This window comes from Gammaproteobacteria bacterium (genome assembly GCA_016705365.1).
GTDB lineage: Bacteria > Pseudomonadota > Gammaproteobacteria > Pseudomonadales > UBA5518 > UBA5518.
Map to the genome: position 1 here is coordinate 249040 of JADIYI010000002.1, position 21839 is coordinate 270878.

Below are 21839 nucleotides of genomic sequence, written 5' to 3' on the forward strand. Positions count from 1 at the left end.
GCGCTGCTCCTACAGCAGCTCAACGACGACGCGCTCGATCACGCCGGTAAAGGGATATGGCGCACGGTAATCGGCCGGCGATGAGCCGGTATCCAGGCCGATATCGAAGGTCTCATCGATCGAGTACATCGTGGCGGTACGCCTTAACGTTGCACTCGCTGCTTCCTTGCCGTCCACGCTGAGCCGCGTGGTGCCGCCGGGCACCAGGCCTGCACCCGTGGTGGCAAACTCGTAACGCAGCACGTGCTCACCGGGCTCGAGTGGCGCCTTGCCGCGCAGCGTGATTTCCTCGGCGTCGAAGATACGCAGGCGATAGACCGGTACACCTGCATCGTCCAGGTACAGCGACCAGCCGGCACTGCGTCCGCCCAGGGTGGCCAGCACACCGTGCGCACCGCCCTCGGGCACCCGGATGTGGGCTTCGATGACGTGAGACCGTGTCTTCGTGTTCGGCGCCTCCTTCTCGGCAATGCCGATGGTGCCGGGCCGGTACTCGAAGTGGGTGCGCCCGGCGGCGAGATTGGGAAACTGCGTGTTCTCGCGGGTAGGGTTGTGCAGCACCACGTTGTTGGCAGCGGCCTGGATATCGAAGAGCTGCTGCAGTTCGCGCAGCTTGCCGGGTTCGCGCGCCGCGAGGTCACGACCCTGACTGAAGTCGGTGCGCAGATCATAGAGCTCCCAGCGGTCGGCGGCGAAATCCGTGTTGCGCGGTGCGCTGATCACGTTCCAGGGCACACGACCCCGGAATGCGGAGGCCATCCAGCCGTCGTGGTAGATCGCGCGGTTGCCGTAAACCTCGAAATACTGCGTGGTGTGGCGCTCGGCAGCCTTCGCGTCGGCGAAAGTGTACGCGAGGCTCGTACCGTCCATCGGGCGCTGCGCCACGCCGTTCACGCTCGCGGGCGCCTCGATGCCGGTGAGTTCGAGGATCGTCGGCACGATATCGTTCACGTGAGCGAACTGCTGGCGCAGACCGCCGTGGTCACGGATGCGCGCCGGCCACGTCATGACCATGGGGTTGCGTGTACCGCCAAGATGCGAGGCTACCTGCTTGGTCCACTGGAACGGGGTATCGGTGGCCCAGGCCCAGCCGGAGTTGTAATGCGCGTAGCTGTTCTCGCCAAGAAGCGCCTGGGGATCGTCGGCAAAGCTCGCCAGGTTCGACTGCAGTCCCTGCAGATCGCCCAGGTAATTGCTGCTGCCGAGCAATCCGCCCTCGGCGCTGGCGCCGTTGTCGCCGACGATATAGACGAACAAGGTGTTGTCATACTGTCCCATTTCCTTCAGCGCATCGCGCAGCCGGCCGACCTGCGCGTCCGTGTGTGCGAGAAACGCGGCATAGAGCTCCATCAGGCGCGCCGAGGTGCGCTTCTGCTTCGGAGTCAGCGAATCCCAGGCCGGCAGCTCGGCGGGTCGCGGCGTCAGCAGAGCGTCGCGCGGGATCACGCCAGCCTTCTTCTGGCGCGCGAAGGTTTCCTCGCGCAGGCGATCCCAGCCCTGGTCAAACTTGCCACGGTAGCGCTCGGCCCAGGTTGCAGGCGGCTGCAGCGGGGCGTGGGTGGCGCCAGGTGCGAAGTACACGAAGAAGGGGCGTGCCGGATCCACCGAACGCTGCATCTGCATCCACGAGATGGCGTGCTCGGCGATGTCCTCGGTGAGGTGGTAACCCGCTTGCCGTTCACGCACCACGGGGGTGGTGCCGTCATAGAGCGTGGGCTCGTATTGATCCGCCTCGCCACCGAGGAAACCATGGAACGTGTCGAAGCCCACACCGGTCGGCCAGTGCGTGAACGGGCCGGATTGGGTGGCTTCCCAGTCCGGCACCAGGTGCCACTTGCCCCAGGCCGAGGTCGCGTAGCCGTTCTGGCCGAGCACGCGCGCGATGGTGGCGCTATCGTCGCGCAGCACGCCGCGATACCCCGGGTAGGTGGTCGCGCTGTTCATCACGGTGCCCACACCCGCGGCGTGTGAATTGCGTCCCGTGAGCAGCGCGGCGCGCGTCGGCGAGCAGATCGCCGTGGTGTGGAAACGGTTGTAGCGAAGGCCATCATTGGCCAGTTGCTCCAGCGCCGGCGTTGCGACCGGGCCGCCGAAGGTGCTGGTGGCGCCGAAGCCCACGTCATCGAGCAGCACCACCACGATATTCGGCGCGCCGGCCGGTGGCAGTTGGCGCGTCACTACCGGCGCGGCTTGCGGTTGTGTCGCTGGCGTCGCATCTGCCGCGATGAGCGGCTGCGCGATACCCAGTGCAGCGACCAGCGCAAAAAATTGGCGGCCACATTTTCGTAGGTTGACTCCTGAGGTACGCATGGTATCGGTCTCTCGCAATGGGTCGATTCAGGGTTGCGGACGAGTACCGTAAACGACTTTGTCATGTTCTTGCAACAAAGCATATGGTTTGAGCACTTGATGAATAAAACACCTGGCGCTAGAATCTCGCACGGCTCTGCGGCCGCGTCCCGATTACGCCAGTGGTGAACCTGACGAAACACAACAAATTGCGCGGCATGAACGCGACTTCACACACGTGATAACAGGAGCATCCTCGATGACTACGTACTCATACTCTCATTGCGTGGCACGCAAGCCACTCGCCGGCGCCATGTCCTGCGCATTTGCACTCGGCTTGATATCGACGCTTCATACCACCGTGACATATGCGCAGGGCGCCGTGATCGAAGAGATGGTCGTGACCGCGCAGAAGCGCGAACAGAACCTTCAGGATGTACCCATCTCGATCACCGCCATTTCCGGCGAGCAGCTGGAGGCGCGCGGAATCGAGGGACTCGAGTCGTTGTCCAGTCTCGCACCCAATCTGCAGGTCAACAGGGCGCCGGGCAACAGCCTGACGTCGCAGGTATCCATTCGCGGTAGCGTCACTGGCCAGACCGCGATCTATGTGGATCCCGCCGTCGGCATGTATGTGGACGGGGTCTACATCGGCAAGGCTCAGGGGAGTATGTTCGATTTGCTCGACCTGGAGCGGGTAGAAGTGTTGCGCGGTCCGCAGGGAACCCTGTTCGGGCGCAACACGTTGGGCGGTGCCATCAGTTTCATCACGCGCAAGCCTACGGGCGAGTGGGACGGTTCGGCATCCGTGGATATCGGCAACAATAACAGCCATATCGAAAAGCTGTCTCTGGATCTGCCGAAGTGGGGAATTGCCAGTGTCAATCTCTCCGCACGCAACGAGGAAGCGGGCGGCTGGATGTCGAATCGTAACGGCAAGGACGAAGGCAGCACGGACCGGCAATCGTTTCGTGGCGCGCTCCGTCTCGATCTCAGCAGTGCACTGACGCTCGATTACGCCTACGACTATTCAACCATCGATGAAACCCAGACACCCAGCACTCTTTACAGCACAAGCGGCAGTGTCGGCTCGATCAGCGATCTGGGCAACATCCTGCTGGGCACGGGCACGCGTTTGGGCATCCCGTCGCTGGTCCAGTCCGGCAATTTCCTGCTTGCAGCAGAGCCCCAGATGGCACCTTACGTCAGTCGGAGCCGACCTGGATCGATGGCAAGCGATACCTCCAACGAGAATGTCCAGAGGCTGAATGTGGACGGTCAGGCGCTCACGCTCAGCTATGAACTGAACGAGACCAACACCCTGAAGTACATCGGATCGATTCGCAATATGTGGGTGAAAGATCGGGTCGATATGGAGGGCACGCCAGTCGAGTTAGTGAAAACCGGGCGTAACAGTCATCTCGACTCCAGTTCCCACGAGATTCAATGGATCGGTGAGGCAGGGCGTCTCAATTATGTGGGAGGCCTGTACTATTACGAGGAAGACGGCATCAATGTCGGTGGTCAGTTGATCATGCTGAGCCCCCCACCGGCCAACGCCAAGTATGTGGCCTACAAGGTGGGTGACACGGCGAAGGCGGTTTTCGGTCAGTTGGACTACGCGTTGACCGACGCACTGACACTGACTGCGGGGCTACGCTGGACTACGGAAGAGCGCCGCAACAACTCGGCGCAGTTCGCCACCATGGGCTATCGCGGGCCAATTATCGCAACGATCCTGCCATGGACCAAGGCTGACGAGAGCTGGGACGCCACCACGCCTGTTTTTGCGGCAACTTACGCTTTCAACGACGACCTGACGCTCTATGCGCGCTTTGCCAAGGGGTTCCGCGCTGGTGGATTCTCGGGTGAAGTACCCACGGTGGCGGGTGTGACCACTCCAGTGGATCCAGAGGAGTCCACCACCTACGAGTTGGGATTCAAGTCGACTCTGGCAGACGGTATCGCGCAGTTCAATGCCGCCGTGTTTCGCAACGAGATCACCGACATGCAGCTTTCGAGACTGCTGGCGGGGAGTACAGCTTCAATACTGAGCAATGCAGGTGAAGCGACCATGCAGGGGGTCGAACTCGAGGGCGTGGTGCTGCTGGGCGAAAACTGGAAACTGCAAGGCAGCTACGGTTATCTGCACGGCGAATTCGACGAGTACATGGACTATCCGTATAACGCAGCCACGGCAGCGCTGGCTGGTGTCAGCATGTCCACGCTTATCAATACCGGTGATAACCGCGTATTCCCCTATGCTCCCGAGCACACGCTGAACCTGGTGCTCGACGGGAAACTGCTCGATACCGAGTGGGGTCAATTGCGTGGCTTGCTCGAGTACCAGTACTCCGCAGATTTCTATGCCTACGCCAGCAACAAGTCGCTGACGGTGGCCGATGCCGGCGCCGGCACCCTTGCCAGGCTCAACGAGATCCCGGGTGTGGAGCGGATCAACGCGCGGCTGACGTTGGCTGATATGCGTGTCGGCGGACCCGGCGCAGCGAATGTCTCACTGTGGGTCCGAAATCTCGCTGATTCGAAGCAGCTCGCGAATCCGATCGACTTCAGCTACTTCCAGAACGCCACCTGGGTGGTACCTCGCACCTACGGCGTGAACTTCGACTACAAGTGGTGAGGCAACCGTCGCTTGACGACGATGGCAGTAACGGGAGATAAAAGATGATCGTCCAGGCTTTGGTGGAGACCGCATGGCCGCTTGCGCGCCGGCGAAAGTGCGAGAGAGATCATCCGATCGCACGTTGCCTTGCGACATTACTGCTTGCGGCGGTGTCCGCGGTGGCGGTAGCGCAACCGAACGTGCTCCCGCCACCGGCTGAACCTTTTACCGGCAAGATCGGCGTCACGTACGCCGATTCCACCCCGGCGTTCCCCACACCGGTCAAGGCGCCGGCGGGCGCGCCGAATGTCGTGCTCATCATGACCGACGATGTCGGCTTCGGTGCGGCCAGCACCTTCGGCGGGCCGATCCCGACGCCGAATCTCGATCAGCTGGCGGAGCAGGGTCTCAGCTACAACCGCTTTCACACCACCGCGATGTGCTCACCAACGCGCGCAGCGCTGCTGACCGGGCGCAATCACCATGCGGTCGGCAACGGCATCGTGGCGAACCTTTCGACCGGATTTCCCGGTTACGACAACCTGCTGCCAAAGAGCGCGGCGACCATTGCCGAGGTACTGCGCCAGAACGGCTACAACACCGCAATGTTCGGCAAGCATCACAATGCACCGGAATGGCAGGTGTCCGCGGCGGGCCCCTTCGACCTCTGGCCCACGGGCCTCGGCTTCGAGTATTTTTTCGGCTTCATGGCGGCCGAGACGAACCAGTACACGCCCGCGCTCTATCGCGGCATCACCCCGCTCCCGACGCTGAAAGAAGGCGTGCTCGACAAGGCGCTGGCGAACGATGCGATCGACTGGTTGCACCAGCATAACGCAGCCGCACCCGACAAGCCTTTCTTCATGTATTACGCGACCGGCACCGCACATGCGCCCCTACAGGCGCCCGCCGACTGGATCGCGAAGTTTCGCGGGCGATTCGACGCGGGCTATGACCAGGTGCGTGCCGATACCGTCGCGCGGCAGAAAAAGCTTGGGATCATACCCGCCGATGCGGTCAACACGCCGCGACCTGAACAGATCGCCGCCTGGAAAGATCTGACGCCCGCACAGCGGCGCATCAACGCGCGCATGATGGAAGTCTACGCCGCGATGCTCGCCTACCAGGATGCGCAGGTTGGCCGCTTGCTCGACGAGATCGAACGCATGAGGTTGCGCGACAACACACTGGTGATCTTCATCGAGGGCGACAACGGCGCGTCCGCGGAAGCGGGTGCGCACGGCAGCATGAACCCGATGTCGAACTTCGCCAACGGTACGCAGGAGGACGAGAAAGTCCTTCTTGCCAACCTGGACAAGCTTGGCGGACCGGACGCCGTGCCGAACTTCGGTTACGGCTGGACCTGGGCAACCAACGCGCCGTTCCGGCTCGCCAAGCAGTATGCCTCGCATCTGGGGGGCACCCGCAACGGCATGGTGGTGTCGTGGCCGCAGCGCATCAAGGCGCGCGGTATTCGTTCGCAGTTCAGCCATGTCACCGATATCGCGCCGACCATATTCGAGCTGGCCGGGATCACGGCTCCCGAGATGGTGAACGGCGTGAAGCAGCAGCCGATCGACGGTGTCAGCCTCGCGTACAGCTTCGATTTGCCCGCGGCGCCGGAGCGTCATCGCACGCAGTATTTTGAAATGATGGGTAACCGCGCGATCTATCACGATGGCTGGATGGCGAGCACCACGCCAGCCTACTTGCCATGGATTGCATCCCGCAAAGCCGTATTGCCCAGCGATTACGCATGGGAACTCTACGATCTGCGCACGGATTTCTCGCAGGCGCATGATCTGGCGTCGACGCAGCCGCAGAAGCTGGCGCAGATGCAGGCATTGTTCATGGAAGAGGCCCGGCACAACCAGGTTTTACCGCTCGACAACCGTCTGACGATGGAGCGCTTTCTGGCCGCTGCAAGCCAGCAGCGCAACGCGCGCAGCTACACCTACTGGGGTGCCGGCGTCAGCGTGCCCGCCGTCAGTGCCGCACCGATCCTGAACCACTCCTTCACGGTCACCGCCAATATCGAGGTGCCCGAGGAGGCCCATGGTGTGATCATGGCGCTGGGCAGCAAGTTCGGCGGCTGGAGCTTCTTCATAAACGATGGTACGCCGGTTGCGCTGATGGCGGCCTCGCAACTCGATGGCGATCAGTCGCGCGTGGCGGCCAGTGCCAAGCTGCCAGAGGGCAAATCAGTGCTGCGCTACCGCTTCGTATCCGATGGCGGCAGTAACGCCGGTGGCGAGATGCAAATCAGTGCTGACGACAAGGAGATCGGGCGTGGACGTATCCTCCGCACGATCTCCAAGCTCCCCGAGATGACCGACACCATGGACATCGGCTTCGATGCAGACACACCAGTGAGTGCCGAGTATCACGATGGGGGCAGGTTCAACGGAACCGTGAAGCGGGTGGATATCACGATCGATCGTTGAGCCGGATGCTGCCACGGGCCGTTAAAAGATCACCACGGTGCGAATGCAATCGCCTTGGCGCATCAGTTCAAACCCCCGATTGATATCGGCAAGCGGCAGACGATGTGTGATCAGGCGTTCGAGATCCAGCCGTCCCGCCAGATATTCATCCAGCAGTCGCGGCAGCTGACTGCGGGTTTTGACGTTACCCAGAAACGAACCCTTCCAGGTTCTGCCAAGCAGCAGAGTAAAGGGATCGGCATGCAGCTCGGCGCCGTCCGGGGCGATACCTACAACCACGGAAACGCCCCATCCCGGGCGGGTGCAGTCCAGCGCCTGGCGCATGAGATCGGTGCTGCCGACACATTCGAAGCTGTAGTCGACGCCACCGTCGGTCATGGCCCGCAGTCTTGCCACCAGATCGTCTCCTGGCTGCGCGGGATCGATGTAATCCGTCACCCCGAACCGACGCGCCATGGGCTCTCGTCGCGGATTCGTGTCGATGCCGATGATCCGTGATGCGCCGGCCAGTCTCGCGCCCTGCACCACATTGAGGCCAATGCCTCCCAGGCCGAAAATGGCGGCCGTTGCACCCGCTTCCATCCTTGCCGTGTACCGTACGGCCCCGACGCCGGTGCTCACCCCGCAGCCCACATAACAGGCAATATCAAACGGAATTTCCTTGGGAATGCGGGCTACATTGATGGCTTTGAGCACCATGTGATTGGCGAATGTGCCGAGTCCGGCGTAGGCGGGAATGGGCTCTCCATCGAGGAGGAAATGTGAATCTCCCTTGCCGATGGTCGGAAGAAAGACTGCGCAAAGATTGGTTTTGCCGGAAAGGCAGTTACGACATACGCCGCACTCTGCAATCGACAGCGGTATCACATGATCGCCAACCCGGAGGTCGGACACCGCGCGGCCACACTCTAGTACCACGCCAGCGCCCTCGTGACCCAGTACCACCGGAAACAGGTAAGGCGTACTGTTGCCGGTCATTTGATGCAGATCCGAGTGGCACAAGCCACTGGCCCGAATCTCGACCAATACCTCGTCCGGGCCGGGCGGCGTCAGCTGCAGTGTGCGCAACTGCAACGGTGCACCCGCCTCGATGCAGACCGCCGCGCGCGTTTCGCGCATCACGCTTTTGCCCACGGCGGGCTGCTGCGAGGGGGGTAGCGCCGGATCACCATTTGCGCTGCTCCTTCAGATAATCCAGCAGCTGGCGCAAGGCAGCCGGCATGTGCCGGTTGCGCACATAGTAGACATTGAAACCCGGCAGGGAGCTCACTTCGTCCTGCAATAACGGCAGCAGCATGCCGTTGTCGAGATACGGCTGTACGTCAGCCAGCAGCATGCAGCCGATCCCGCCGCCATGGAGCAGACTTTGCAGCAGCACGACATCGTCGTTGATGGAGAAATTACCCGAGGGTATGAAATCGAATCGCCGCGGGCCGTCCTGAAGGTGCCACGGGAACAACTGACCGGTGGTGGGATGGACCACGCGCAGGCAGTTGTGGTCGCGCAGATCATCGGTGGTCAGCGGCTCGCCATATCGCCGCAGGTAATCGGGTGAGGCCACAATGCTGAGCGGCAGGTCCGGCGTCAGCGGGAGCGCCACCATATCCTTTTCCAGCAGGCTTCCGATACGCACGCCCGCATCGAATCCACGCGCCACGATATCGGTGATCGTATCGTCTACCGTCAGTTCCAACTCGATGTTGCGGTGCTGATGACAGAATTCGCTGAGCGCTGGCACCAGTGCCAGCCGCGCCGCTGCGCGCGAGGCCACCAGGCGCAGACGGCCGGTATCCATATTGCTGACCTGATGCAGCGACTGTGCGAGATCCTGCAGCAGCGGCTGAACACGGGCTAGCAGCAACTCGCCCGCATGAGTCAGCCTGACACTGCGCGTGGTGCGATTGAGCAGGCGTACATCCAGCCTGTCCTCCAGCGCCCGAACCGTCTGGCTCATAGTCGAAGGAGCCAGGCCCAGATGATTGGCCGCTTTACGAAAACTGCAACGCTCTGCCACTGCGACGAATGCCCGCAGCTGCGTAAACTCCGCTCCGCCCATTGTGTGGCTCAGCTGAACAACCTGTTTTGATTGTAACGGATTATCGATTACTCACAACTGGTCTATTCTGCGCCTCGTCATTGATGTGGACAACCAAATCCAGCGGACAGCAATGCCGGGAGAGACACACAGAATCCACCAGGCCTGCGTCGGGAATCATGGGCAGGATTGAACGCATGATCATCGTAAACCCACGGGCCACACGGATGCCCGGATTGTCATACCGCAGGAACGTCGCTTGATCATGATGCAACAGCAGCGGCTTGCGGGTTCCGATCTGATTGTGAGCCCCTTGTGCCTGGGCTCCAATCAGTTTGGCACCGCCCTGGATGATGCCGCAGCAGCGGCAATTCTGGACGCATTCATCTCCGCTGGTGGCAACTTCATCGACACCGCACGCTCCTACGGTGACTGGATTCCCGATGCGCCGCGCGGAGCGAGTGAACGCACGCTCGGTCGTCTGTTGGCCTGTCGTGACCGCACGAGCCTGGTCATCGCAACCAAAGGATGTGAGTTCGATTATCGCGCCGGCAATTTTGCGCCGCGGGTAACGCCGGCGCATTTGCGCGCAGACCTCGCCGCCAGCCTCGATGCCCTGCAATGCAATCATGTCGATCTGTACTGGTTGCACCGCGATGACTCGTCGCGGCCAGTAGAGCCTCTGATCGATGCCCTGATCGAGGAGCAACAGGCGGGGCGGATCAGGTATTTCGGCTGCTCGAACTGGTCGCCGACGCGCATCGCCGAAGGCCTGGCTTACGCGCTGCGCATCGGCCATGCAGGTTTTCTGGCCTGTCAGCCGCTCTGGGGCCTGGCGGAGCCAAACCGGGAAGCCATGCAGCGCTACTGCCCCGGCGGCTACTACGAAGATGGCTATCAGTCGCTCCATGCGGCCGGGTTGACGATGATTCCCTATTCAGGTCAAAGCCGCGGGGTCTTCAGCAAGCTCGCACAAGGTGGCGAGAGCAGCCTGGGTCAGGAACTGCTCGATTTGTACCTGAATGACGTGAATCGACGGCGCCTGAAGCTGGTGCAGCAGCTGGCACAAACACACAACGCCTCGATCAATCAGGTGGTGCTGGCGTATTTGCTGTGCCAGAAGGCGCAGACGATTCCAATCATTGGCGCCAGTCACCCCGAGCAGATCATCGACAGTGTAGGCGCCTGTACTCTGCGGCTGAGCACCGATGAACTGTCCGCAATGCAGGCAGGTTGATGGTGTGGCCGCCGCGACTGTTCACAATAACTGCATGCTCGAGATTCAGACCACAGTCATTTTTCAGTAGCACAACCACCCGATTCATTCAGGAGACTCAGATAATGAAGAAGCGCTCTCGTGCCAACATGGCCGGTGGCACGGCCATCCTTGCTGCCATGTGTTTCAATCCCGATGTTCTTGCGCAGGGGACCGAGTCCGCGCACGCATCAGGACAGCTCGAGGAAATCATCGTGACCGCACGCCGGCAGGAAGAAAGCCTGCAGCAGACTCCGGTCGCGGTCACTGCCGTTTCGGGCAAACTGCTCGATCAGCTCAACGTCCAGGACGTGACCAAGCTGGGACAGCTGGCCCCGAACCTGGTCATCGTACAGCAGACTTCCAGTCTGAACGCTGCCTCGATCTTCATTCGCGGCATCGGCCAGACCGAACCCGCCGCCACCGCGGAAGCAGGTGTCGGCCTCTATCTCGATGGCGTGTACATCGCGCGCACGGCCGGCGCGATTTTCGATCTCGTGGATGTCGAACGCATCGAGGTACTGCGCGGTCCGCAGGGCACACTCTTCGGCCGCAATACCACGGGCGGAGCCGTACAGCTGGTCACCAAGCAGCCCACTGACGAGTTCGGCTTCGAAGGCAAGGCGGGGTACGGGAGTGACAACGACTGGTACACCCGCGCCCGCATCGATACGGGACTGCTCGGCGGCAGTTCGATCAAGGCGACTCTCGCCTACGTGCACCGGGAGCGTGACGGCTATTTCAACAACACCCTCGCCAGTAGCGACGAGGATCCCGGATCGCTGGACAACAATTCGGTCTGGCTCGCGATTCACGGGGATTTTGGTGACGCTTTCACGGCAGATCTGACATTCGATTACGGCAAGCGCACAGGCGCGCCGGTCTTTTTCCAGTTGGTCGGCGCGACTGACGATTTGCGAAATTACTACGGGCAGTCGCCGTCTTATGGCGGCGCGCCGTTCGTGGTTACCGGCAAGCGGCTCGACAAGGGCCAACAGTCATCCTACTACGGACGCTTTGACAGCAAGGGGGAGGTATTCGGTGGCGCGCTCACACTGACCTACGACTTCAGCGATTCACTTGCGCTCAAATCGATCAGTGCGGCGCGTGGCTTCAATCAGGACACGATCTGTGCCCTCGGAGGCAACGGCGTGATGCGTGGCTTCGTGCTCGACCCGGTCACCTATGCGCCGGTTGGCATCGAGGACCTCAACGGGCCCTACACCTGCAACAACGATCCCCAGCGCCAAAATCAGTATTCGCAGGAACTGCAACTGGTGGGCGGTACGGAACGCTGGAAATACGTTGGCGGCTTGTTCTACTTTGATGAGACCGCGGACGAACACAATGAACAAAGCCTGACCTTTGTGCTGCCTGGCGGACAGGCGGGGCTCAACCTTGCACCGCTCTCCGCGTTCGGCGGCGACACGACGTCGAAAGCCATCTTCGGCCAGGTGGGCTACCGTCCGCCCGTGCTCGAGGACAAGCTCGAGATTACCGTGGGAGGACGCTATACCAAGGATAACAAGACGTTCTGGTCGAATGCGTTTCCGGAGAAAGGCGACCAGGATTTCGACAACGACTCCTGGCTGTTCTCACTCGACTACCAGTTCACCGACGAGTTGATGGCCTATGCGCGGGTGTCGACCGGCTACAAGGCCGGCGGCTTTTCGCCGCGTGCCACGGTGCTGACGAGTTTCGAGCCCGAGGAGGCGACATCCTATGAGATCGGCCTGAAGGCGCAGTGGCTCGACAACAGGCTGCGCACGAACCTGGCCCTGTTCACTACGGACTACACCGATCTGCAGATCCAGCAGTTCCTCGCCGATGCGGCTGGTGCGAGCGCAGCAATCGTGAATGCAGGTGAAGCGACCTTTCGCGGTGGCGAACTCGAAGTAGTCGCCCTCGTGACTGACAATCTGACGCTGACGGCGGCAATGGGTTATGTGGACCCCACCTACGATGAATACCTGTACCGCGATCCGGTCACGGGCGTAGTGACTGATGTGTCGGACCAGGCCAGGTTCATCCAGATGACCAGGAGCAACTGGAACGTGAGCGCGGAATACCTGTTCGAGCCGTTCGCCTTCGGCGAACTGGGAGCGCGGGTCGATTACGCCCAGAGCAGCGAGCGTTATATGCACCCGCTCGATTGGGAGACTCCGTTCAACGAGGAGATTCACGACCCGGGGCACGAAAATCTCAGCGCGCGCATCTCCCTGACCGGGTTGCGCTTGGGCGAAACAGGGACCTGGGAGCTTGGCGTCTGGGGAGATAACCTGACCGACCAGAACAACGTCGGTGATGGTATCGATTTCGGCTCGCTGGGCTTTGCCGGCAAGTACTGGCTGGAACCCCGTCGCTTTGGTGTCGACGTCAAGATGATTCTCTGAGGTGCGTTCGCAACACGCCAAGGAGTCGATTCCGGCCCGTGCGCGGTGCACGGACATGAGAGAGCCCTTCTCCATGACCGCCACCGCGCGAACCCGGTAAAAGCTGCTGGCTCTGGCCGAAAAGCGCGGTGCGAGCTTGTCCCCGAGCGCCATGCGACCAGTTCGATCTCCAGCATACCGCTGCGGCGTCCATCTCCCGGATATCACCATCCTGCATCAACGCGGGCGCCAGAGATCATCATGCATTGAATGCTTGCGGTACGCAGCCCCACCTCCCCCCACCTCCCCCCACCTCCCCCCACCTCCCCCCAGCCCGGCGTGTCGCGAGGGGGCGCGCCATCACATGGGTATCGAAGACCTGCACCTCGCTGTGATGCAGCGTTATCGAGACGTTGCGCACGACGAACACGCTACGCAATCGTTTGGTAAAACTGCCACAGGGATCGGCTAGAGCCGCCCTTATTAGAGATCGCCAACGAGATCAAGCAGGCTGTCCGGTGACAGCGATTGCAACGTGTTCAAGTCGGGAGAGTCCATCGGGCTTGCCGTCAATTGCGAATCCTCGGCAAATGCAGTTGCTACCCTCCCTGTGCCGTGGCGTGGACCGCGGTCTATACTGCGCGCGGCCTGCGCCCCGCCAGAGGATACCGATATCGACAAGCAGCATTCCCGGACTCCGAGCCCCGCCTACGCGAACTATGTTCTCGTCCTGCTGAGCCTCGTCTATGTCGTCAACTTCATCGACCGCCAGATCCTCGCCATGCTGATCGTGCCGATCAAGGAAGAGTTCGGTGTCTCGGACACCGCACTCGGGCTGCTCTCGGGATTTGCGTTTGCGCTGCTCTACACGCTGGCCGGAATTCCGATCGCGCGCTGGGCCGATCGTGGCTCACGCACGCGCATCATCGCGCTCGCGCTCACCCTGTGGAGTGCGGTGACCGCGGCCTGCGGACTCGCGCGCAGTTTTGTCGAACTCGCGCTGCTGCGCGTACTGGTCGGCGTCGGCGAGGCGGGCGGCAACCCGCCCTCGCACTCGCTCATCGCGGATTACTTCCCGCCGCACAAACGCGCCACTGCACTGTCGATCTACGCGTGGGGCGTCTACATCGGCTCGGCGATCGCGTTCCTCGCCGGTGGCTACCTGGTGACGAATTACAGCTGGAGGACGGCGTTCTTTGTCGTCGGGCTACCGGGGCTGTTTCTGGCAGCGATCGTCGCGCTGACCGTGCGCGAACTGCCACGCGGCGCCTCCGAGCAGCGCGTGGAATCCAGCGTACAGCCGTCGTTCCCCGAGGTGTTGCGCCACCTGCTCCGACGGCGAGCCTTCGTGTACATCGTGCTCGGCGCCTCGGTGCAGTCGCTGTCAGGCTACCGAGTCCTGACCTGGGGGCCAACGTTCCTGCACCGCGTACACGAGATGCCGTGGACCGAGATCGGAACGTTCCTCGGGTGGATCATCGGGCTCGCGGGATGCCTCGGGGCCTATGCCGGCGGCCGGCTCGCGGACCGCTTTGGGGCGCGCGACGCAAGCTGGTACATGCGTCTGCCGGCGCTGCAGTCGATCGCCGGGGTGCCGTTCGTGCTCGGGTTCGCGCTGCTGCCTCAGCAGTATTCGCTGCTCGCGTTCATCCCGTTCTACGCACTCGGCGCGATGTACGTCGGTCCGATGTTCTCGATGGTGCAGGGGCTGGTGCCGCTGCGCATGCGCGCGACGGCGTCGGCACTGCTGCTCTTCGTCGTGAACCTGATCGGCCTGGGACTCGGACCGCTATCGGTGGGTGTGCTCAACGACTACGTGTTCGGACCGCATTATGGCGAGCTCGCGATCCGCTACTCGATGCTCGTGATCGGCCTGCTCGGTGGCACCGCGAGCCTGCTGTTCTGGCAGGCGTCACGCACGCTCGCGGCGGATCTCGCGCTACGGGAAGACTGAGCGTCGCGACGCCTGCTTTTTCGACGCTAACAATGAGCGGGCAAGGCCCGGCTAACGCGTCATCGACGCCATGACCAGGTCACCGAGCCGCTGCAGCCGCTGGATATGATGGCTGTCTTCCATCAGGCCGGTGGACAGGAATGAGAAGCTGAGTTCGTTGTCCCGATCGACCCAGAAGCAGCTCGATCCCGCGCCCCAGCCACACAGGGTTCGCGGAGAGCAGAAATTGCTGATGGGCCCCGGAGTCAGGCCCTCCCCGCGGACGAAAAAGCCGATGCCGATATTGGCCGGCCATGGCTCCCAGCCGCGAAACCCGCGCGTGTAATCGAACAGGCCATTGGGCTTGTTGCCGGTAAAATTGCGGGCGCAATAATCGATGGTGCGTGGCGACAGGATACGGGTTCCCTCGAGTTCGCCACCATTGGCGAGCATCTGCGCGAAACGATGCAGATCGTCGATCGTGGTGAGGAAGCCGCCGGCCGGAATCTCGCAGCCGGGGACGAGGATCAGCTGACCCAGGCCCTCGAGTTCTTCAGGCACAAACAATCCGGGCTCCCTGTAGCAGGCCACCACCGGACAGACGCGATCGAGCAGATCCGCGCGTGGTCCGAGGCTGGTGTCAATCATCCCGAGTGGCGTGAACAGATCCTGCGCGATCATCGTGGTAAAGTCGCGGCGCCCTTCATCGACTGCCCGGAGCACCTCGGCGAGAACGGAATGCGCCGCGATGATCGAATAGTTCACCCGCTCGCCGGGTGCCGATTCGGGGCGCAGTCCCGCTATGAACCCGCTCAGCCGCGCACTGTCCATCAGCACCTCGGGCGGCACGGACGGCACTGCCGCGAGGATACCGCTGGTGTGGGTGAGCAGATGGAACAGCGTCATGGCGCGCAGCTCGGGCGTCGCGAATGCCGGCAGGACTTCGCCAATGTGCAGGTCGAGGCTCAGCAGGCCACGCTCCACCCGATCGAGCGCCAGCACATTGGTGAACTGCTTGCCGATCGACATCGAGACAAACACATCGCCGTGCTGCAGGCGCCGCCCGCTGCCACGATGGGCCCAGCCATGCACGCCCTGGTGCACGATCGTTCCGCGGTGCGCCACACGGATCGCGGCACCGTCGTAGCGCCCCGCTTCGATATCCGCATCGATCCGCGAACCGATCCTGTGCAGCCGTGCCGGATCCAGGGCAGACGTCTCCGATTGGCGCATCAAACACCTCCACAAGCATTGCTGCACCGATTCTACAATGATGCGGTGCGCACAGGGTGTGCCGATTCGCTTTACGATCGCGGAGCGATCGGCCACACTCGGCGCCTCGAGGGCAAACAGGAGTCGGACGGCATGGGTTCGGTATTGTGCGAAGTGCGCGGACGGGTGTTGTGGGTCACGATCAACCGGCCCGAGCAGCGCAACGCGATCAATGACGAAGTGATTGCGGGGATCAGTGGCGCATTGCAACGGGCGGCCACGGACCCGACCGTGCGGGCGCTGGTGCTCACCGGTGCCGGCAACCAGGCATTCTGCGCCGGGGCCGACCTCAAGCAGGCCAACCGCAGCGGGGGCGGTGTATTCACCACGGACAGCGATACACACCCGATGATCGAGATGTTCCGCGCTGCCGAGCAATGCAACAAGCCGCTCATTGCGCGCGTCAACGGACACGTCATGGCCGGCGGACTTGGATTGCTGTGCATGTGCGATCTGGCGATTGCGGTCGACAGCGCGAAGTTCGGCACGCCGGAGGCCAGGGTCGGGGTGTTTCCGATGATGATCCTCAGCTACATGCTGCGCCTGATACCCCGTCGGCGGCTGCTGGAAATGTGCATGACCGCCGACCCGTTCAGCGCCAGCGAGGCGCTCGCTCACGGCTTGCTGAACAAGGTCGTCGCGGCAGAGGAACTCGATGCCGCGGTCGAGGCGCTGCTCGAACGCATTCTCGGCAATTCGCCGGCGGCGTTGCTGTTCGGCAAGAAGGCGTTTCATGCGATGCAGGACATGAGCATCGGCGAGTGTTTCGAATATGCCCAGCTGATGATCTCGCGCATGAGCCAGACCGCCGATGCACGCGAGGGTATCGCGGCCTTTGCCGAAAAGCGGCCGCCAAACTGGGGCTGACGATGTCCCGCGATTCGAGCACCGAAACACGCCGCCTCCGCAACCTGATGATCACGCACTGCAGACGCGGGACCCATGGCGGGGCACCGCGGCATCATGCCCGCCACTTCACCGGAGCTTTTTCCGAGGCGTGGGGACGGATACCCGGCAACGGTGCCTGACCTCGCCAGCGGCGCTCAATCCGGCACCGGTAGCGACGTTTGCCACAGTCCGGAAAAAGCCGCTAGACTGCGCGGGCTTTCCCACCATCAAGGATACCGGCGATGTACAGGCTGTTCAGTTTATTGTCCTTCGTGGCGCTTCTCGGCGGGTGCACCAGCACGCCCAATGTCAGCACCGACTTCAACCCCGCTTACGATTTTTCTGCCAAGCACTCCTTTGCGCTGGTCAGGAAAGCGTCCACGGGCAACGGTGCCGCGCAGAGCAACGATCTGCTGAGCAATCGCATCGAAAGTGCGATCACGACAGCCCTGGCTGCGCGCGGTTTCAAGGTCGTGGAGCCAGCCCAGGCGGATATGCTGGTGAGCTTCTTTGTCACCAGCCAGAGCAAGACCGATATCCGCACCTACAACGACGGCTTCAGCTACCGGCGCTGCTGGTCGATATCCTGCAACACCATGGCGACAACCGTCGACGTGCGGAATTACGAAGAAGGAACCCTGTTCATCGATTTCATCGATCCCGCGTCGCGCGAACTGCAATGGCGCGGACTGGTATCGAAGCGCCTGAGCAGCAAGCGCACCTCGGCGGAGCGCGACAAACTGATCCGCGAATCGGTCGAGACCGTTCTGGCCACCTTCCCGCCCAAGCCGAACTGAGCGTCCCGGACGCGTGGGGCAAGCACGGGTGAGTCTGAGGTGCTGCCCCATTCGCGTTTTCTGCCTGGCTGTACTCGGCCTGCTGCTGCTGGTGGCGTGCGTTTCGATGCCGGACTCCGAACACAAGCAAGCTTCCACTTTCCTGCCGGCTGACGAGCACAGCAAGCTGGGGCGCATGGGCCTGACAATCGCTGACGGGCTGAGCGATGTGCGCGTACTCGATACCGGAGCGGATGCGTTTCTGGAGCGTGCGGCGCTGATCGATATCGCCGAGCAATCGATCGACGCGCAGTACTACATCTGGAACAGCGACCTGACCGGACGCTATCTCGCGCTGCGCCTGCTCGCGGCCGCGAACCGGGGTGTGCGGGTGAGACTGCTGCTCGATGACATCAACACCGCCGGCCGTGATGCGCTGCTCGCCACTCTCGATGCACATCCGAATATCGAGCTGCGCATCTACAATCCCTTCGAGCAGCGCCGCGGTGCCCGCAAACTGCTGCAGTTCGCCTTCGATTTCTCGCGGCTCAATCGCCGCATGCACAACAAATCGCTGACTGCCGACGGCGCGGTTGCGATCATTGGCGGGCGCAATATCGGCGATGAGTACTTCGACGCCCATGCAGGATTCAATTTCCGTGACCGGGATGTGGTCGCAACGGGTCCGGTGGTGGCCCAGACCGGCGCGATGTTCGACGATTTCTGGAACAGCGTATACAGCGTTCCGATCAGCGAACTGAGCAGCGAACGGATCCGGACCCGCACCGCAGCGGAACTCGACGAAGCGTTGCGCGAGGATGCGGTCGAGCTGCGTGCGATGGGCTATCCGTTGCCGGCTGATGCCGCCGCCAGCGCGGCATATCTGGCGCAATCGCGCACCGCCATGCGCCATGTTCCGGCGCACCTGGTGCATGATGAACCGCCGCTGCCCGGCGCTGAAGCAGACACCGACAAGGTGCAGCCGACCGCAAGCGCACTCGCCGAACTCGCCCGCGCGGCAAGCCGGGAAATCCTGATCGAATCGGCCTACCTGGTGCTGGACGATGCGAGTCTCGAGGTGGTCCGTGCAATGCGCGACCGTGGTGTCAAGGTAATCGCCCTGACCAACTCCCTGTCCTCCAACGATGTGACCGCCAACCACGCGGCCTATGCCCGGCGACGGCAGCCGATCGTGAACAGTGGCATCGAACTGCACGAGCTGCGCCCGGACGCGGAGTATTGCGCCGAGGTGATCGTGATCGAAAACGGCTGCGCAGCGGCGCCGCGCACGCTCGGGCTGCACTCCAAGACCTTCGTGTTCGACCGCCATACGGTCGCCATCGGCTCGATGAACCTCAATCTGCGCTCGGCCTACCTCAATGCCGAGACCACGATGATCATCGAAAGTCCGGAAATCGCCCAGGAGGTCGCTGCAGCCATCGATCGCGCCGCTTCGCCCGACAGCAGCTGGGCAGTGACGCTCGACGATGGCAAGCTGCTGTGGCGCACCGAGCGCGCCGGAGAGATCGTGACATCACGGCACGAGCCGGATACCGGCTGGTGGCGCCGATTCAAATCCTGGACGATCGCCAGGCTTCCGCTGGAGAAATACCTGTGAGCACCTCGATGAGAAATCCCGGATTGAAGGGGTCGCTGTCAAGAGCGTCCGTGATGCTGGTTCTGGTGGCGTGTTGCCTGACTGGAATTTCATCAGCCAGCGCTGCCGAAAGCGCTCCCTTTGCGGCAGATCCGCCGCTGCGCATCGGCCTGGTGCTCGCGGGTGGCGGTGCGCGCGGGCTGGCCCACGTCGGCGTGCTCAAGTATCTCGAGGAACACCACATCCGGATCAGCGCGGTCGCCGGCACCAGCATGGGTTCGATCGTGGGCGGTTTGTATGCCTCGGGACTGAACGCCGACCAGATCGCCGGGATCGTCCAGACCCTCGACTGGAAATCGGCCTTCGACGATTCGACCACGCGCGATCAACTGAGCTTTCGCCAGAAGCAGGAAGACTTCGATTTCCTGGTGCGCGCGAAACTGCGCTTCAAGGATGGCAAGCTGAACATCCCGCTGGGCCTGGTGCAGGGTCAGCATCTCAATTTGCTGTTGCACGATCTGGTTGCGCATGTCTCCGATGTGCATGACTTCGACCAGCTTCCGATCCCGTTCCGTGCAATCGCGACCGATATCGTGAGCGGCGATCCGGTGATCCTTGCCAAGGGCGACCTGGCGGTTGCGATGCGTGCGAGCATGTCGATCCCGGCTTTTTTTGCCCCGATCGAGCTCGATGGCAAGTTGCTGGTCGATGGCGGCATCGCCAAGAACATTCCGGTCGATGTCGTGCAGGCGATGGGCGTGGACCGGCTCATCGTCATCGATATCGGAACCCCGCTTGCCGGGCGCGAATCGATGGCGAACATGTTCTCGCTGATCGGGCAGCTCACCACCATCCTGACGCGGCGCAATTCCGAGGAGCAGATAGCCTTGATGGGACCACAGGATATCCTGCTGATTCCGGACCTCGATGATTCCGGCGTGGAGACCATGTCCTTCGACAAGGCGGAACTCGCGATACAGCTCGGCTACCAGGCAGCAACGGCCATGGGTGACAAGCTGGCTGCGCTGTCCACCCCCGGTAATGCGATGCCCTCGGCGGTCGTCTCGCGAAGCGCGGAGCCCCCGATTATCCAGCGCATCGAAATTCATCAGGATTCGCAGATTTCGAGCGAACTGCTGCGCAACAGGATCACCCAGCCGATCGGTGCCCCGCTCGACAAGGCGCAACTCGAGCGGGATATTGCCGAAATATATGGTCTGGACCAGTTTTCGCGGGTCGAATATGTCGTCAACGACGTCGCTGGCGAGCAGGTTCTGACGATCAGCGCAATAGCCATTCCCTACAGCGAAAAATATCTGAAACTGGGTCTCTCGCTGGACCAGGACACCAAGGGCGAAAACTCTTTCGGTATCGCCGGCAGTTGGCGCCAGAAGGGGATCAACCGGCTTGGCGCCGAGTGGTATACAAAAATACAGATTGGTGGCGATTCGGTGCTCAAGACGCAGTACTACCAACCGCTCGATGTAAACCAGCGTTATTTCTTCGACACGGGCTACTCTTTCAAGCGGCGCACCGTCAACCTGTCTGCCGACGGCGACATTATCGCCCGCGCGGAGATCGACAGCCACACCGTCGACATCGCGCCCGGTTTCTACCTCGGAGACGCGGCCTCGGTGCGCGTCGGCGCCTTTGCCCAGACTGCCGACACGGAATTCGATATCGGCGATCCGCGACTGGGAAGTTCCAGCGCCAACGATGCGGGTTATTTCGCGCAACTTCTCTACGATACGCTCGATCGGCCGTTTTTCCCGGGCTCGGGGTCGCGATTGAGCGCTGGCTTCCAGACCGGCAAGGAGGGCTGGGGCGCGCAAACCGGATACGACTCGCTGAACGTGTTCGCGATGCATGCCACGAGCTGGGGCGAGCACACGCTCGCCGGCCTCCTGCGCTGGCAGGAACTCGAACTCGACAATCCCGGCACACCCCTGACCGTGGCGACCCAGCTTTCCACGCTGGGTGGGTTCCTGGCCCTTTCGGGGTATTCGCGTAACTCGCTGGCCGGCAATTATCTCGGCCAGGGCGCGCTTCTCTACTACCGGCGCATGAACGAGCAATCCCTGCTGCCGATCGACCTGCCCGTGTACGTGGGTGCAAGCTTCGAGGCCGGCAATGTCTGGCTCGAGAAAGACAATGTTGCCGCCGATGAACTGATCTACGCCGGCAGCCTGTTCCTGGGTGTCGATTCACCCATCGGCCCGATCTATCTGGGGGTCGGGGTTGCCGAGAATGATCAGCGCGCGCTGTACCTGCAGATCGGGCAGATACTGGATTGAAGTCCCGATCGAGGACCCGGTCTGTCGAACGCCGCGGGCGAACAATCGATCATAATTGCAC

General features: G+C 62.1%; 13 protein-coding genes. 9 read left to right on the top strand and 4 right to left on the bottom strand.

The annotated features are described in order from the left end of the window. Positions 1-9: 9 nt before the first annotated feature. On the bottom strand, positions 10-2310 hold the full coding sequence (locus IPF49_01350; GenBank protein ID MBK6286291.1) for an arylsulfatase: 2301 nt from the start codon (positions 2308-2310) through the stop codon (positions 10-12). A 238-nt stretch (positions 2311-2548) separates the two neighbouring features. Between IPF49_01350 and IPF49_01355 the strand changes: the two genes are divergently transcribed. Both IPF49_01355 and IPF49_01360 read left to right on the top strand, forming a co-directional pair. After that, positions 2549-4930: a TonB-dependent receptor gene (locus IPF49_01355; protein ID MBK6286292.1), complete on the top strand. Its 2382-nt coding sequence runs from the start codon at positions 2549-2551 to the stop codon at positions 4928-4930. A gap of 44 nt (positions 4931-4974) precedes the next feature. After that, positions 4975-7356 carry an arylsulfatase gene (locus IPF49_01360; GenBank protein ID MBK6286293.1) on the top strand — a complete coding sequence of 794 codons (2382 nt, stop codon included), beginning with the start codon at positions 4975-4977 and terminating at the stop codon, positions 7354-7356. Positions 7357-7377: 21 nt separating this feature from the next. Here the strand turns inward: IPF49_01360 and IPF49_01365 are convergent, their stop codons facing one another. Continuing rightward, positions 7378-8475 carry a zinc-binding dehydrogenase gene (locus tag IPF49_01365; GenBank protein MBK6286294.1) on the bottom strand — a complete coding sequence of 366 codons (1098 nt, stop codon included), beginning with the start codon at positions 8473-8475 and terminating at the stop codon, positions 7378-7380. A 46-nt stretch (positions 8476-8521) separates the two neighbouring features. Next, the gene (locus tag IPF49_01370) at positions 8522-9412 is read right to left on the bottom strand and encodes a LysR family transcriptional regulator (protein ID MBK6286295.1); all 891 of its coding nucleotides are present in this window, start codon (positions 9410-9412) and stop codon (positions 8522-8524) included. A 244-nt stretch (positions 9413-9656) separates the two neighbouring features. Between IPF49_01370 and IPF49_01375 the strand changes: the two genes are divergently transcribed. From IPF49_01375 to IPF49_01385, 3 genes are all read left to right on the top strand, one after another. After that, positions 9657-10628 (top strand): aldo/keto reductase, encoded by a 972-nt coding sequence (locus IPF49_01375; protein MBK6286296.1) that lies wholly within the window; start codon positions 9657-9659, stop codon positions 10626-10628. 158 nt (positions 10629-10786) lie between these two features. Then, positions 10787-13039, top strand: coding sequence for a TonB-dependent receptor (locus IPF49_01380; protein ID MBK6286297.1), 2253 nt, complete (start codon positions 10787-10789; stop codon positions 13037-13039). A gap of 514 nt (positions 13040-13553) precedes the next feature. Continuing rightward, positions 13554-14972, top strand: coding sequence for an MFS transporter (locus tag IPF49_01385; protein ID MBK6286298.1), 1419 nt, complete (start codon positions 13554-13556; stop codon positions 14970-14972). Between the two features lie 51 nt (positions 14973-15023). Here the strand turns inward: IPF49_01385 and IPF49_01390 are convergent, their stop codons facing one another. Next, on the bottom strand, positions 15024-16184 hold the full coding sequence (locus tag IPF49_01390) for a beta-lactamase family protein (protein ID MBK6286299.1): 1161 nt from the start codon (positions 16182-16184) through the stop codon (positions 15024-15026). A gap of 132 nt (positions 16185-16316) precedes the next feature. On the opposite strand from IPF49_01390, the gene IPF49_01395 reads away from it, so the two are divergent. The 4 genes from IPF49_01395 to IPF49_01410 all read left to right on the top strand — a co-directional run bounded on the left by IPF49_01395 (position 16317) and on the right by IPF49_01410 (position 21778). Continuing rightward, positions 16317-17090, top strand: a complete 774-nt coding sequence (locus IPF49_01395; GenBank protein ID MBK6286300.1) for an enoyl-CoA hydratase/isomerase family protein — start codon at positions 16317-16319, stop codon at positions 17088-17090. A gap of 263 nt (positions 17091-17353) precedes the next feature. Continuing rightward, positions 17354-17908: a DUF4136 domain-containing protein gene (locus IPF49_01400; protein ID MBK6286301.1), complete on the top strand. Its 555-nt coding sequence runs from the start codon at positions 17354-17356 to the stop codon at positions 17906-17908. Positions 17909-18014: 106 nt separating this feature from the next. Continuing rightward, positions 18015-19505: a phospholipase D family protein gene (locus IPF49_01405; protein ID MBK6286302.1), complete on the top strand. Its 1491-nt coding sequence runs from the start codon at positions 18015-18017 to the stop codon at positions 19503-19505. A gap of 50 nt (positions 19506-19555) precedes the next feature. Next, a complete protein-coding gene (locus IPF49_01410; protein MBK6286303.1) occupies positions 19556-21778 on the top strand; it encodes a patatin-like phospholipase family protein in 2223 nt (740 codons plus the stop codon). Positions 21779-21839 lie beyond the last annotated feature (61 nt).

Excerpts from the sequence above, each read along its gene's own strand:
- IPF49_01350 (MBK6286291.1), bottom strand. The coding sequence starts at position 2,310 with ATGCGTACCTCAGGAGTCAACCTACGAAAATGTGGCCGCCAATTTTTT.
- IPF49_01360 (MBK6286293.1), top strand. The coding sequence starts at position 4,975 with ATGATCGTCCAGGCTTTGGTGGAGACCGCATGGCCGCTTGCGCGCCGG.
- IPF49_01380 (MBK6286297.1), top strand. The coding sequence starts at position 10,787 with ATGTGTTTCAATCCCGATGTTCTTGCGCAGGGGACCGAGTCCGCGCAC.
- IPF49_01375 (MBK6286296.1), top strand. The coding sequence starts at position 9,657 with ATGATGCAACAGCAGCGGCTTGCGGGTTCCGATCTGATTGTGAGCCCC.
- IPF49_01395 (MBK6286300.1), top strand. The coding sequence starts at position 16,317 with ATGGGTTCGGTATTGTGCGAAGTGCGCGGACGGGTGTTGTGGGTCACG.
- IPF49_01370 (MBK6286295.1), bottom strand. The coding sequence starts at position 9,412 with ATGGGCGGAGCGGAGTTTACGCAGCTGCGGGCATTCGTCGCAGTGGCA.
- IPF49_01355 (MBK6286292.1), top strand. The coding sequence starts at position 2,549 with ATGACTACGTACTCATACTCTCATTGCGTGGCACGCAAGCCACTCGCC.
- IPF49_01390 (MBK6286299.1), bottom strand. The coding sequence starts at position 16,184 with ATGCGCCAATCGGAGACGTCTGCCCTGGATCCGGCACGGCTGCACAGG.
- IPF49_01400 (MBK6286301.1), top strand. The coding sequence starts at position 17,354 with ATGTACAGGCTGTTCAGTTTATTGTCCTTCGTGGCGCTTCTCGGCGGG.
- IPF49_01405 (MBK6286302.1), top strand. The coding sequence starts at position 18,015 with ATGCCGGACTCCGAACACAAGCAAGCTTCCACTTTCCTGCCGGCTGAC.
- IPF49_01365 (MBK6286294.1), bottom strand. The coding sequence starts at position 8,475 with ATGCGCGAAACGCGCGCGGCGGTCTGCATCGAGGCGGGTGCACCGTTG.